General features: G+C 65.6%; 22 protein-coding genes. All 22 read right to left on the bottom strand.

Annotation, left to right across the window (positions count from 1 at the left end; all coding sequences use genetic code 11):
• Positions 1–12: 12 nt before the first annotated feature.
• Positions 13–648: a 50S ribosomal protein L15 gene (rplO, locus tag AB4070_RS08205; RefSeq protein WP_061016850.1), complete on the bottom strand. Its 636-nt coding sequence runs from the start codon at positions 646–648 to the stop codon at positions 13–15.
• A complete protein-coding gene (rpmD, locus tag AB4070_RS08210; RefSeq protein WP_017201575.1) occupies positions 648–833 on the bottom strand; it encodes a 50S ribosomal protein L30 in 186 nt (61 codons plus the stop codon). Before rpmD ends, rplO begins: the two co-directional genes overlap by 1 nt.
• Positions 833–1,513, bottom strand: a complete 681-nt coding sequence (gene rpsE / locus AB4070_RS08215) for a 30S ribosomal protein S5 (RefSeq protein WP_269430495.1) — start codon at positions 1,511–1,513, stop codon at positions 833–835. The genes rpmD and rpsE overlap by 1 nt, the downstream gene beginning before the upstream one ends.
• 20 nt (positions 1,514–1,533) lie before the next feature.
• Positions 1,534–1,893 carry a 50S ribosomal protein L18 gene (rplR, locus tag AB4070_RS08220; protein WP_017201578.1) on the bottom strand — a complete coding sequence of 120 codons (360 nt, stop codon included), beginning with the start codon at positions 1,891–1,893 and terminating at the stop codon, positions 1,534–1,536.
• 2 nt (positions 1,894–1,895) lie between these two features.
• The gene (gene rplF, locus AB4070_RS08225; RefSeq protein ID WP_045264646.1) at positions 1,896–2,432 is read right to left on the bottom strand and encodes a 50S ribosomal protein L6; all 537 of its coding nucleotides are present in this window, start codon (positions 2,430–2,432) and stop codon (positions 1,896–1,898) included.
• Between the two features lie 6 nt (positions 2,433–2,438).
• On the bottom strand, positions 2,439–2,837 hold the full coding sequence (gene rpsH / locus AB4070_RS08230) for a 30S ribosomal protein S8 (RefSeq protein WP_021201117.1): 399 nt from the start codon (positions 2,835–2,837) through the stop codon (positions 2,439–2,441).
• A 132-nt stretch (positions 2,838–2,969) separates the two neighbouring features.
• Positions 2,970–3,560 carry a 50S ribosomal protein L5 gene (rplE, locus tag AB4070_RS08235; RefSeq protein ID WP_045264645.1) on the bottom strand — a complete coding sequence of 197 codons (591 nt, stop codon included), beginning with the start codon at positions 3,558–3,560 and terminating at the stop codon, positions 2,970–2,972.
• A complete protein-coding gene (gene rplX, locus AB4070_RS08240; protein ID WP_045264644.1) occupies positions 3,560–3,919 on the bottom strand; it encodes a 50S ribosomal protein L24 in 360 nt (119 codons plus the stop codon). Before rplX ends, rplE begins: the two co-directional genes overlap by 1 nt.
• A gap of 2 nt (positions 3,920–3,921) precedes the next feature.
• Complete coding sequence (gene rplN, locus AB4070_RS08245; protein WP_017201583.1) at positions 3,922–4,290, bottom strand: 50S ribosomal protein L14; 369 nt, start codon at positions 4,288–4,290, stop codon at positions 3,922–3,924.
• Complete coding sequence (rpsQ, locus tag AB4070_RS08250) at positions 4,287–4,604, bottom strand: 30S ribosomal protein S17 (RefSeq protein WP_247625175.1); 318 nt, start codon at positions 4,602–4,604, stop codon at positions 4,287–4,289. Before rpsQ ends, rplN begins: the two co-directional genes overlap by 4 nt.
• Positions 4,604–4,921, bottom strand: a complete 318-nt coding sequence (gene rpmC / locus AB4070_RS08255; RefSeq protein WP_017829202.1) for a 50S ribosomal protein L29 — start codon at positions 4,919–4,921, stop codon at positions 4,604–4,606. Before rpmC ends, rpsQ begins: the two co-directional genes overlap by 1 nt.
• The gene (gene rplP / locus AB4070_RS08260) at positions 4,921–5,340 is read right to left on the bottom strand and encodes a 50S ribosomal protein L16 (RefSeq protein WP_045264642.1); all 420 of its coding nucleotides are present in this window, start codon (positions 5,338–5,340) and stop codon (positions 4,921–4,923) included. The genes rpmC and rplP overlap by 1 nt, the downstream gene beginning before the upstream one ends.
• On the bottom strand, positions 5,340–6,095 hold the full coding sequence (gene rpsC, locus AB4070_RS08265) for a 30S ribosomal protein S3 (RefSeq protein ID WP_017201587.1): 756 nt from the start codon (positions 6,093–6,095) through the stop codon (positions 5,340–5,342). The genes rplP and rpsC overlap by 1 nt, the downstream gene beginning before the upstream one ends.
• On the bottom strand, positions 6,095–6,493 hold the full coding sequence (gene rplV, locus AB4070_RS08270; RefSeq protein WP_045264641.1) for a 50S ribosomal protein L22: 399 nt from the start codon (positions 6,491–6,493) through the stop codon (positions 6,095–6,097). Before rplV ends, rpsC begins: the two co-directional genes overlap by 1 nt.
• Positions 6,493–6,774 (bottom strand): 30S ribosomal protein S19, encoded by a 282-nt coding sequence (gene rpsS, locus AB4070_RS08275; protein ID WP_017829205.1) that lies wholly within the window; start codon positions 6,772–6,774, stop codon positions 6,493–6,495. The genes rplV and rpsS overlap by 1 nt, the downstream gene beginning before the upstream one ends.
• 12 nt (positions 6,775–6,786) lie before the next feature.
• Positions 6,787–7,626, bottom strand: a complete 840-nt coding sequence (gene rplB / locus AB4070_RS08280; protein ID WP_017201590.1) for a 50S ribosomal protein L2 — start codon at positions 7,624–7,626, stop codon at positions 6,787–6,789.
• A gap of 20 nt (positions 7,627–7,646) precedes the next feature.
• A complete protein-coding gene (gene rplW / locus AB4070_RS08285; RefSeq protein ID WP_017829206.1) occupies positions 7,647–7,970 on the bottom strand; it encodes a 50S ribosomal protein L23 in 324 nt (107 codons plus the stop codon).
• Complete coding sequence (gene rplD / locus AB4070_RS08290; RefSeq protein WP_021201122.1) at positions 7,967–8,629, bottom strand: 50S ribosomal protein L4; 663 nt, start codon at positions 8,627–8,629, stop codon at positions 7,967–7,969. The genes rplW and rplD overlap by 4 nt, the downstream gene beginning before the upstream one ends.
• Before the next feature lie 2 nt (positions 8,630–8,631).
• Complete coding sequence (rplC, locus tag AB4070_RS08295) at positions 8,632–9,291, bottom strand: 50S ribosomal protein L3 (RefSeq protein ID WP_021201123.1); 660 nt, start codon at positions 9,289–9,291, stop codon at positions 8,632–8,634.
• Positions 9,292–9,299: 8 nt separating this feature from the next.
• Positions 9,300–9,608, bottom strand: coding sequence for a 30S ribosomal protein S10 (gene rpsJ, locus AB4070_RS08300; protein ID WP_017201594.1), 309 nt, complete (start codon positions 9,606–9,608; stop codon positions 9,300–9,302).
• Between the two features lie 870 nt (positions 9,609–10,478).
• Positions 10,479–10,691: a hypothetical protein gene (locus AB4070_RS08305; protein WP_045264638.1), complete on the bottom strand. Its 213-nt coding sequence runs from the start codon at positions 10,689–10,691 to the stop codon at positions 10,479–10,481.
• A gap of 104 nt (positions 10,692–10,795) precedes the next feature.
• A complete protein-coding gene (locus tag AB4070_RS08310; protein ID WP_441979660.1) occupies positions 10,796–12,607 on the bottom strand; it encodes a DUF4012 domain-containing protein in 1,812 nt (603 codons plus the stop codon).
• Positions 12,608–12,651: the final 44 nt, after the last annotated feature.

The following is a 12,651-nucleotide window of genomic DNA, read 5'->3' on the forward strand; positions in this document are numbered from 1 at the left end:
CTTGCTGTGCGGTTACTTGACGGATCCGCCAGCCGCGACGATCTTCTGCTCGGCAGAACCCGAGACCTTGTCGACCGAAACGGTGAGCTTCACGGCGATGTCGCCGTTTCCGAGAACCTTGACCTTCTCGTTCTTGCGAACGGCACCCTTGGCGACCAGGTCGCCGACGGTGACGTCGCCACCCTTCGGGTACAGCTCCGCGAGCTTCTCCAGGTTCACGACCTGGTACTCCACGCGGAACGGGTTCTTGAACCCGCGCAGCTTCGGGGTGCGCATGTGCAGCGGCATCTGCCCACCCTCGAAGCCGACGCGAACGGTGTTGCGCGCCTTGGTGCCCTTGGTTCCACGACCAGCGGTCTTACCCTTGGAGCCCTCACCACGGCCGACGCGAGTCTTGGCGGTGTTGGATCCAGGGACCGGACGCAGGTGGTGCACCTTCAGCACGCCGGGGCGGGATGCCGGAGCATCCTTCGCCGGCGTCGCCTTCTTGGCGGCAGGCTTCTTGGCAGCGCCCTCAGCCTTGGCGTCGGCGGCAGCGGTCTTGGCCGGAGCCTTCTTCGCAGCCGGCTTCTTCTCGGCGGCGGCCTTGGGAGCCGCGGCCTTCTTCGGGGCCTTCTCAGCCTCGACGGCCTCGTTCTTCTCGGCCATTAGTCGATCTCCTCAACCTTGACGAGGTGGGCGACGGTCTTGACGTAACCGCGCGTCTGCGCGTCGTCGGGGCGGACGGTGGTGTCACCGATCCGCTTCAGACCGAGGCTGCGCAGCGTGTCGCGCTGGTTCTGCTTCTCGCTCACCTTGGACTTGATCTGCGTGACCTTCAGTCGCGCGGCCATCAGGCACCTACCTTCTGTGCGGCGATGGCGTCTGCCTCGGCGCGCACGAGACGCGCAGGGGCAACCTGGTCGAACTCGAGGCCACGACGTGCGGCGACCGCACGAGGCTCCTCGAGCTGCTTCAGGGCGGTGACCGTCGCGTGCACGATGTTGATCGTGTTCGACGAGCCGAGCGACTTCGACAGCACGTCGTGGATACCGGCGCACTCGAGCACGGCGCGGACCGGACCACCGGCGATGACACCGGTACCGGCGGCAGCCGGACGGAGCAGGACCACACCGGCGGCGGCCTCACCCTGCACGGGGTGCGGGATGGTGCTGCCGACGCGCGGAACGCGGAAGAAGTTGCGCTTGGCCTCTTCGACACCCTTCGAGATCGCCAGAGGGACCTCGCGGGCCTTGCCGTAGCCGACGCCGACCAGACCGTTGCCGTCACCGACGACCACGAGGGCGGTGAAGCTGAAGCGACGACCACCCTTCACGACCTTCGAGACGCGGTTGATGGTGACGACGCGCTCCAGGAACTGGTTGTCGCCGCGGTCACGGGAGTTGCGGTCACGACCGCCACCCTGGTTGCGGTCGCCACGGCCGCCGCGGCGGCCGTCACGCGAGTCGCGAGCCGGCTCGGCCTGCGTGGTGCCGGCGGCCGTCTCGGAAGTGGCAGCAGCCGCTTCGGTCACTTCGTTCTCCTTGTTGTCACTCACAGTGCCAGACCCCCCTCGCGGGCGCCGTCGGCGATGGCGGCGACACGACCGGCGTAGCGGTTGCCGCCACGGTCGAACACTGCCTCGGAAACGCCGGCAGCCTTCGCACGCTCGGCGAGGAGCTCGCCGACCTTACGGGCCTTGGCGGTCTTGTCACCCTCGAGCGAGCGCAGGTCGGTCTCGAGCGTCGAAGCCGACGCCACGGTGTGACCCTTGCTGTCGTCGACCAGCTGCACGAAGACGTGGCGGGCCGAGCGGTTGACGACGAGACGCGGACGCGCCTCGGTGCCGACGACCTTCTTGCGAAGGCGGGCGTGACGACGCGCGCGGGCGTCAGACTTTGACTTGAGAGCCATGGTTACTTACCACTCTTTCCGGCCTTGCGACGCACGTTCTCGCCGGCGTAGCGCACACCCTTGCCCTTGTACGGCTCGGGCTTGCGGATCTTGCGGATGTTGGCAGCTGCCTCGCCGACAGCCTGCTTGTCGATCCCGCTGACGGTGAGCTTCGTGGTGCCCTCGACCGTGAGCGTGATGCCGGCGGGCGGGTCGATCAGGACCGGGTGCGAGAAGCCGAGGGCGAACTCGACCGAGCTGCCCTTCTGCTGCACGCGGTAACCGGTGCCGACGACCTCGAGACCCTTGGTGTAGCCCTGGGTCACGCCGATGATGTTGTTGTTGATGAGCGTGCGGGTCAGGCCGTGAAGCGACCGCGACTCGCGCTCGTCGTCGGGACGGGAGACCAGAACCTGGTTCTCCTCGACCGCGACCTCGATGGGGCTGGCCACCGTGAGGGTGAGCTCACCCTTGGGGCCCTTCACCGCGACCTCACGGCCGTTGACCGAAACGGTCACGCCCGCGGGAACGTCGATGGGAAGTCGTCCAATACGCGACATTTCGAATTACCACACGTAGGCGAGAACTTCTCCGCCCACGCCCTTCTGCTCTGCCTGACGGTCGGTGAGAAGACCGGAGGAGGTGGACAGGATCGCCACGCCAAGGCCACCGAGGACCGTGGGGAGCTCGGTCGACTTCGCGTAGACGCGGAGACCGGGCTTCGAGACGCGCTTGATGCCAGCGATGGAGCGCTCACGGTTGGGACCGTACTTCAGCGTCAGCGTGAGGTTCTGTCCGACGCGGGCGTCAGAGGTCTCCCAGCCGGCGATGTAGCCCTCCTGCTGGAGGATCTGAGCGATGTGCGTCTTGAGCTTGCTCGACGGCAGGGTCACGGAATCGTGGTGCGCCGAGTTCGCGTTGCGCAGACGGGTCAGCAGATCTGCGACCGGGTCTGTCATTGTCATTGTTGTTTTCCTTTGTTCATGAGGTTCCGGCTGCCGTTACACGACAGACGGCCTGCGATGACACGCAATTTTCAATTGTACGTGCACATCGACGGGCTCAGTGACACGAGACCACTGAGCCCGTCGAGGGTGTTACGCCTGTGCGTCTTCCGAGCGGAACGGGAAGCCGAGGTGGCGGAGCAGTGCCCGACCCTCGTCATCCGTCTTCGCGGTGGTGACGACGGTGATGTCGAAACCGCGAACCCGGTCGATCTTGTCCTGATCGATCTCGTGGAACACGCTCTGCTCCTGGAGACCGAAGGTGTAGTTGCCGTTGCCGTCGAACTGCTTGCCCGAGAGACCGCGGAAGTCGCGGATACGGGGCAGAGCGAGCGAGACGAGGCGATCCACGAACTCCCACGCGCGGTCACCACGGAGGGTGACGTGCGCGCCGATGGCCTGTCCCTCGCGCAGCTTGAACTGCGCGATGGACTTGCGAGCCTTCGTGACGATCGGCTTCTGGCCGGTGATCTTGGTGAGATCGTCGACCGCGCCATCGATCACCTTGCTGTCGCGAGCTGCCTCGCCGACACCGGTGTTCACGACGACCTTGACCAGTCCGGGGATCTGCATGACGTTCGCGTAGCCGAACTCTTCCTGCAGAGCCTTCTTGATCTCGGTGTTGTACTTCTGCTTCAGGCGCGGCTGGATCTTGCCAGCCGGCGCGGCAGTGTCGGTGCTCATCAGAGGTCCTTACCGCTCTTCTTCGCGTAGCGCACACGGACGGTGCGCTTCACGCCGTCCTTCGTCTGCTCCTCGACCCGGTGGCCGACCTTGGTCGGCTTCTTGGTCGAGGGGTCGACGAGTGCGACGTTCGAGATGTGGATGGAGGCTTCGACGGTCTCGATGCCTCCGGTCTTGGTGCCACGCTGCGTCTGGCCGACGCGGGTGTGCTTGGTGACGTAGTTCACGCCTTCGACGATCACGCGGTTCTTGTCCGCGAGGACATCCAGGACCTTGCCCTGCTTGCCACGGTCGCCGCCACGCTCCTGCGTGGCACCGGTGATGACCTGAACCAGGTCACCCTTCTTGATCTTCGCCATGATTAGATGACCTCCGGCGCCAGCGAGACGATCTTCATGAACTTCTTGTCGCGAAGCTCACGACCGACCGGCCCGAAGATACGGGTGCCGCGGGGCTCCCCGTCGTTCTTCAGGATCACTGCGGCGTTCTCGTCGAACTTGATGTAGGAGCCGTCCGGACGACGGACCTCCTTCTTGGTGCGGACGATGACCGCCTTGACGACATCGCCCTTCTTCACGTTGCCACCGGGGATCGCGTCCTTGACGGTCGCGACGATGGTGTCGCCGAGGCCCGCGTAGCGACGCTTCGAGCCACCGAGGACACGGATGGTGAGCAGCTCCTTGGCGCCGGTGTTGTCGGCGACCTTGAGTCGGGATTCCTGCTGGATCACTTGGCCTTCTCCAGAATCTCCACCAGGCGCCAGCGCTTCGTGGCGCTCAGCGGGCGGGTCTCGTTGATCAGGACCAGGTCGCCGATGCCGGCGGTGTTCGCCTCATCGTGCGCCTTGACCTTCGAGGTGCGGCGGATGACCTTGCCGTAAAGCGGGTGCTTCACGCGGTCCTCGACCTCGACCACGATGGTCTTGTCCATCTTGTCGCTGACGACGTAGCCACGACGCGACTTGCGGTACCCACGGGCATCCGCATCGCGCACATCGTGAGCAGCGTGCTCAGCCTCGACGGCGGCTTCCTTCTTGGTGGCCATCACTCAGCCTCTTCCTTCACGGCGTCGTCGGCGGAGTCCGCCTTCTTCGCCTTCGACTTGGTCGCCTTCTTGGCCGGAGCCTCGACCGGAGCGGGCGTCGCACGGATGCCCAGCTCGCGTTCGCGGATCACGGTGTACAGGCGCGCGATGTCGCGCTTGACGGCGCGGATGCGGCCGTGGCTCTCCAGCTGGCCGGTGGCCGACTGGAAACGGAGGTTGAACAGCTCCTCCTTGGCCTTGCGCAGCTCCTCGACGAGGCGCTGGTCTTCGAATGTGTCGAGCTCTGCCGGGGCGAGCTCCTTGGTGCCGATCGCCATTACGCGTCGCCCTCCTCGCGCTTGATGATGCGTGCCTTGAGCGGCAGCTTGTGAATTGCACGGGTCAGAGCTTCGCGAGCGAGCTCCTCGTCGACACCCGCGACCTCGAAGAGGACACGGCCCGGCTTGACGTTGGCGACCCACCACTCGGGGGAACCCTTACCGGAACCCATGCGGGTTTCGGCCGGCTTCTTCGTGAGCGGACGGTCGGGGTAGATGTTGATCCACACCTTTCCACCACGCTTGATGTGACGGGTCATCGCGATACGAGCGGACTCGATCTGACGGTTCGTCACGTAAGCGGGCGTGAGGGCCTGGATGCCGAACTCGCCGAAGGAGACCTTCGTGCCGCCGGTGGCCTGACCCGAGCGGCCCGGGTGGTGCTGCTTGCGGAACTTGACCTTACGGGGGATGAGCATTATGCCGACGCTCCTTCTGCGACAGGTGCCTCGTTGCGCGGGGCACGGCGGCGGTCGCCACCACGGTCGTCACGACGAGCCTTGGGTGCGTTGGCCTGCTCGCGAGCGAGCTCCTTCGCGGTCAGGTCGCCCTTGTAGATCCAGACCTTCACGCCGATGCGACCGAAGGTGGTCTTGGCCTCGTAGAAGCCGTAGTCGATGTTCGCGCGCAGCGTGTGCAGCGGCACACGACCCTCGCGGTAGAACTCCGAACGGCTCATCTCGGCGCCGCCGAGGCGGCCGGAGACCTGGATGCGGATGCCCTTGGCGCCGGCGCGCTGAGCGCCCTGCAGACCCTTGCGCATCGCACGACGGAACGCCACACGAGCAGAGAGCTGCTCGGCGATGCCCTGTGCGACGAGCTGTGCATCGGCCTCGGGGTTCTTGACCTCGAGGATGTTCAGCTGGATCTGCTTGCCCGAGAGCTTCTCGAGGTCGCCGCGGATGCGCTCGGCCTCGGCTCCACGACGACCGATCACGATGCCCGGACGGGCGGTGTGGATGTCGACGCGGACGCGGTCACGGGTGCGCTCGATCTCGATGTTCGAGACACCGGCGCGGTCGAGCTGCGTCTTGAGCAGGTTACGGATCTTGATGTCTTCGGCGACGTAGTCGGCGTAGCGCTGACCCGGCTTCGTCGAGTCAGAGAACCAACGCGAGACGTGGTCCGTCGTGATGCCGAGACGGAAGCCGTACGGGTTTACCTTCTGTCCCATTACTTGCTCGCCTTCTTGTTGCTGTCGCCCGCGGCGGCCGGAGCCACCTCAGGCGTCGAGAGCACGACCGTGATGTGGCTCGTGCGCTTCTTGATCTGGAAAGCGCGACCCTGTGCACGGGGCTGGAAACGCTTGAGCGTGGTGCCCTCGTCGACGTACGCGTTGGCCACGTACAGGTCCTTCTCGTCGAGGAACTCGCCGTCGCGATCTGCCTTCACCTGCGCGTTGGCCATGGCCGACGCGACGAGCTTGTAGATCGGCTCACTGGCGGACTGCTGAGCGAACTTCAGGATCGCCAGAGCCTCCTGGGCCTGCTTGCCCTTGATGAGCGCGACGACACGACGAGCCTTCTGAGGGGTCACGCGAATGTGCTTCACGCGTGCGATCGATTCGACCATTAGCGGCGCCGCCCCTTCTTGTCGTCCTTCTCGTGGCCGCGGAAGGTGCGGGTGGGCGCGAACTCGCCCAGCTTGTGACCGACCATGGTCTCGGACACGAACACAGGGATGTGCTTGCGTCCGTCGTGGACCGCGATCGTGTGGCCCAGCATGGCCGGGATGATCATGGACCGACGGGACCAGGTCTTGATGACGTTCTTGGTGCCGGCTTCGTTCTGCACGACCACCTTGCGAAGCAGGTGATCGTCGACGAAGGGGCCCTTCTTAAGACTGCGAGGCATCTTCTCTTACTCCTACTTACGCTTCTTGCCGGCGTTACGACGACGCACGATGTACTTGTCGCTTTCCTTGTTGGCGTGACGGGTACGACCCTCAGCCTGACCCCAAGGGGAGACGGGGTGACGACCACCAGAGGTCTTACCCTCACCACCACCGTGCGGGTGGTCGACCGGGTTCATCGCGACACCACGCACGGTCGGGCGGACGCCCTTCCAGCGCATGCGGCCGGCCTTGCCCCAGTTGATGTTCGACTGCTCGGCGTTGCCGACCTCGCCGATGGTCGCGCGGCAGCGCGCATCGACGTTGCGGATCTCGCCCGAGGGCAGACGCAGCTGGGCGTAGGGGCCGTCCTTGGCGACGAGACGGACGGACGCGCCGGCCGAACGTGCCATCTTCGCGCCGCCGCCGGGGCGGAGCTCGATCGCGTGGATGACGGTACCGGTGGGGATGTTCTTCAGCGGGAGGTTGTTACCCGGCTTGATGTCAGCCCCGGCACCCGACTCGACGATGTCGCCCTGCTTCAGCTTCGCCGGAGCGAGGATGTAGCGCTTCTCACCGTCGAAGTAGTGCAGCAGCGCGATGCGCGCGGTGCGGTTGGGGTCGTACTCGATGTGAGCGACCTTGGCGTTGACGCCGTCCTTGTCGTTACGACGGAAGTCGATGACGCGGTACTGGCGCTTGTGGCCACCACCGATGTGACGGGTCGTGATGCGGCCCTGGTTGTTGCGACCACCGGTCTTCGAGAGCGGGCGCAGCAGCGACTTCTCCGGCGTCGATCGAGTGATCTCGGCGAAGTCAGCCACCGACGAGCCGCGACGGCCCGGGGTCGTGGGCTTGTACTTGCGAATAGCCATTATTGTCCTTATCCCCCGGATCAGCCGATTGCCGTGAAGATGTCGATGGTGCCCGACTTCAGGGTGACGATGGCGCGCTTGGTGTCCTTGCGCTTGCCGGTGCCGAAGCGGGTGCGACGAGCCTTGCCGACGCGGTTGAGGGTGTTGACCCCTGCGACCTTGACGCCGAAGATCTTCTCGATGGCGAGCTTGATCTCGGTCTTCGAAGCGCGCGGGTCCACGAGGAAGGTGTACTTGCCTTCGTCGATCAGACCGTAGCTCTTCTCGGACACGACCGGCTTCAGGATGATGTCGCGCGGGTCCTTGTTCAGGGCCGTCTGGAGAACAGATGCCTGCTCGCTCATGCGGAGACCTCCTGGTTGGCGCCGGACTTGGAGGCGATGAAGCCCTCGAGCGCGGCCTGGGTGAAGACGATGTCGTCGGAGACGAGCACGTCGTATGCGTTGAGCTGGTCGAACGTCAGCACGTGCAGGTTCGACAGGTTGCGGATGCTCTTCAGCGTCACGTCGTCGTTGCGCTCGATCACGACGAGCACGTTCTTCGACGAGACGACGTTGGTGAGGAAGTTCACCGCGGTCTTGGTCGAAGGCGTGCCGTCGATCCCGAAGGACTCGATGGCGTGGATGCGGTCACCGCGGAAGCGGTCGCTGAGCGCGCCCAGCAGGGCGGCGGCGATCATCTTCTTGGGGGTGCGCTGCGAGTAGTCGCGCGGCTTGGGGCCGTGCACGATGCCACCACCGGTCATGTGCGGCGCGCGGATGGAACCCTGACGGGCGTTACCCGTGCCCTTCTGCTTGAAGGGCTTGCGGCCGGCACCGGAGACCTCGCCACGACGCTTGGTCGAGTGCGTGCCCTGGCGAGCCGCCGCGAGCTGCGCGACGACGACCTGGTGGATGAGCGGGATGTTCGTCTTGGCGTCGAACAGCGCGGCGGGAAGCTCGATCGAGCCTGCCTTCTTGCCGTCTGCCTTGAGGACGTCGAGCGCGAGAGTGGAGTCAGCCATGATCAGGCACCCTTCACTGCGTTGCGGACATAGACGATGCGGCCACGAGCACCGGGGACGGCGCCCTTGACGAGCATGAGTCCCTTCTCGATGTCGATGGAGTGCACCGTGAGGTTGAGGACGGTCACGCGCTCGCCACCCATACGGCCGGCCATGCGCATGCCCTTGAAGACGCGGCTCGGGGTCGACGATGCGCCGATGGAGCCGGGCTTGCGGTGGTTGCGGTGCGAACCGTGCGAAGCCGAGACGCCCTTGAAGTTGTGACGCTTCATGACACCGGCGAAGCCCTTGCCCTTGCTCGTGCCGACGACGTCGACGAGCTGGCCGGCCTCGAAGGTGCCGTCGACCGTGAGCTCCTGGCCCAGGTTGTAGTCGCCGGCGTCCGCGGTGCGGATCTCGGTGACGTGACGACGCGGCGTGACGCCGGCTGCCTCGAAGTGGGCGGAGAGCGGCTTGTTCACCTTGCGGGGGTCGATCTGGCCGTACGCGATCTGCACGGCGTTGTAGCCGTCCTTCTCGGGCGTGCGGACCTGGGTGACCACGTTGGGTGCCAGCTCGATGACGGTGACGGGAACGAGCTTGCCGCTCTCGTTCCACACCTGGGTCATGCCGAGCTTCGTGCCCAGCATGCCCTTGGAAACCTTGGAGTTGATGTCAGCCATGTCGAACCTCAGAGCTTGATCTCGATGTTGACATCGGCCGGCAGGTCGAGACGCATCAGCGAGTCGACGGCCTTGGGCGTCGGGTCGACGATGTCGATCAGACGCTTGTGGGTGCGCATCTCGAAGTGCTCGCGGCTGTCCTTGTACTTGTGCGGCGACCGGATGACGCACACGACGTTCTTCTCGGTCGGAAGGGGCACGGGGCCGACGACGGTTGCGCCCGCACGGGTCACGGTGTCGACGATCTTGCGTGCGGACGTGTCGATGACCTCGTGGTCATACGACTTCAGGCGAATGCGGATCTTCTGTCCCGCCATTGTCTGCTCTCTCTCTTTAAGCGTCTTACCGTCCGGGACCGGGTGGCCCTGGGGCATTGGACGCACGTCGGCGCTGTTCGCGCCTCGGCACGAGAACGGCTCTTGCGAGTCGATCTGCTGCACCACTGTTCTTCTGTCAGCCGGACGCCGTGAAGCGACCGGATGCCGACCTTCCGCCGCGCACGGCAGAAACCCTTCATGTTGAGGGGTGTCGGGGTTGTGTTCTGCTACCCGCGGCCTAGAACCCTGCACCGTCCCGAAGGAGGCGCCGTCTATGCACTGCCCTGGCAGTGATCCCTCGCGCGCACAGCGGCGACGGAATATCGAACCTGTCTATTCTGCCACGGCTGATTTCACTTGCGCAAACCCGGGCGTGTCGCGCTCGTCCGGTAGTCGCGATGACGCGTGCGAAACGGGTCAGATCGACGGAGATAGCGGGGCGAGGCATCCCCATGCCTCGCCCCGCTTGGGGAGGGCGTTCAGTGCGAGGGGGCACACCGAACGCGAGTAGCCCGGCGTGAAGGGACGCCGAACTCCTCGACCGAGGGCGCGGCGGAAGACCCGCCGCGCAGGCAGGGAGACGCTCAGGCGCCGTGACGGCGCGCGTCGCACGATGATCCCCAAGATCGCTTGTCCCCAGTTTCGTACGCGGAAGTCCGCGTGCTTCGGGAAACCGAACCCCTTCGGCTTCCCCGACCGCAAGATCCCCAGGCGGTCTCGATGATCCTACTGGATACATCTGTGGATGCGCCACATCCGAAGACATTCCGAAGCCGAAGCCGCCGGGCAGACGACGCGGAAACCGCCGGGCGGGCGCAGAAGAGCGGCGACCCACCGGAGTGGATCGCCGCTCAGAGGCTGTGCTGAGTGCTACTCGTTGCCGACGGCCTTGTCGGCGCTGTCGCGGATCTCGTCGATCTTGTCTGCGGCGCCGGGAGCGATCTTCTTGGCGAAGTCGGCCACGCCGTCGAGCACCTTGTCGCTGATGTCCTCGGCCTGCTCGCTCTTGACCGCCTCGGCGATCTTGTCCTTGTTCTGCTCGTACAGGTCCTTGCCCTTGTTGACGGCGTCCTCGATACCCATAATTCCCCTTCGGAGGCGGTGTGCGATGTGCGTCTAGTCTGCACGAAGGGCCGCGCTATCACCAGAGGAAGGACAGCGGCAGAGGCAGCACCCCGTGGCGTCGGTCACTGGCAGGTGACGGCGTCCTGCGTGAGGACCGTCGGAGTGACGACCGGGGTGCTGTCGAGCTCGATCTTCGTGGGGGCGTCGGAGTCCGCGACGAACTCGTAGGTGAGTGTCCTGGTCTCCTGCGGCGCCAGTGTCAACCGCATCGTTCCGACGGTGAACTCCTGGTCCTTGCGCACCTCCGACTGCGCGAGCTCGGCGTCCGCCCTCTGCCCGACCGGCGAGTATCCCGGAGGGGCGAAGGCGAGGGTCTCCACCTGCATCGATCCCTTCGGGGTCTCGATCCCGACGCCGGTGACGTACTCGGGAAGCCCTCGCACCGAAGCGGGATCGACGGTGTTGGCAAGCGTCACCGTCACGAACACGTGACGGCGTCCGTCGGCGGCGCAGATCGGCTGACTCACGTCGATCGACTGGGTCATGTACCGCTGCATCTTCCCTGGCGTCCAGTCGATGAAGTAGACACCGAATGCCTCCGTACCTTCCACAGCCCTCGGGCCGCGACGGTCGAGGTCCGTGCCGGCGATGAGCTGCTGCTCCGACTCGCGCGCGCTCCAGATCGCGATCCGGCCCTCCTTCGCCGCGAGCCCGAGCACGGAGGACAGCTTGGCGAAATCGACCTGACCGCCCATCAGCTTCTGCAATGTCAGCCCAGCGAAGACCTGGTTGATCATGTCGACCTCTGCGGGCTCGTATGTCTTGTACAGGTCTCCGAGCAGCATCGCCACCGCGTTGGAGTTCGAGATCTCCGGGCCGCCGGGGATCGCGACCGGCCCGGTCGCGACCAGGAGGTAGCTCAGGGCGACGGTGTCGAGGGAGACGACCGCGTCGACCTCGACGCCCTTGGCCTCACGCCACATGTCGCGTGCGATCTCGAACGTCCTGTCGAAGCGGGGCGAGCGGGTGAGCGCCTGAACGTAGCTGCCGAACAGCGAGCCGTACAGGTCGGTCTCCTCCTGTGTCACTCCCCCGACCGGTGGACGGAAGTTCGGGAAGTCGCGGCCGGAAGCCGACGACTGGTTCACGATCGAGATGGCGCCGTTGTCGATGTGCACCTGGGCCATGGAGCCGATCGTGCCGCCACCGGACATCACCTCACCATTGTTCTGGAAGATGACCAGCACGTCGCGGGGTCCCCCCTCTCCCAGCATCTCGGGGAGGGCTTCGACAAGCGGCATGACGCCGGCGAGTGTGCTCGCAGCCGGCTTCAGAACCTTCTCGATACGTTCGACACCGGACGCCACGGGCCCGAGGAGCGCGTCATGATCGACGCCCGCCAGCATCGACGAGGCATCGCGCACGGCCTTGTCGGCCGACCTCGCGATGTCCCCGATGCCGTGGATCGCCTGGAGGTCGAGCCCGCCGTCGGAAGGACGAAGTGCAGCGATATCGATCGCCGAAGCGGGAAGGAGCGCCTTGGTGGCCAGCTCGTCGACGGCCGCGGTCGCCATGCGGACGCCATGGAGGTTCGGGCCGACCACCGGCACCCACTCCAGCGACTCCCAGAGGAACCCGCTGGTCTGCTCGTGCGCGGAAGCGGCGGTCTTGGTCAGCTCCTCCGCCGCTGCCTGCGCGCCCGCGGTGTCGCCGGAGGCGATCAGCCCGGGGATGCTCTGGGCCAGCGGCACCGAAGCCTCGAGCTTGTCCTTGGCGTCGAGCGCCTTCGGAATGAGGATCGCAGCGATCACGGCGACGGCGATGAGCAGTGCGAGCACGACGCCCACCACCCACAGGATGATCCGGGTGCGGCGACTCTTTCGACGCTGCTGCTCGTTCTGGGCTCGACGCGCGCGTCTGGAGTCTCGGGTCACCGCAATATACTACCGAGGTGGACCTGAGCAGCGTCGCAGACCGC

This window comes from Microbacterium sp. 2RAF4, from assembly GCF_052115285.1.
GTDB lineage: Bacteria > Actinomycetota > Actinomycetes > Actinomycetales > Microbacteriaceae > Microbacterium > Microbacterium oxydans.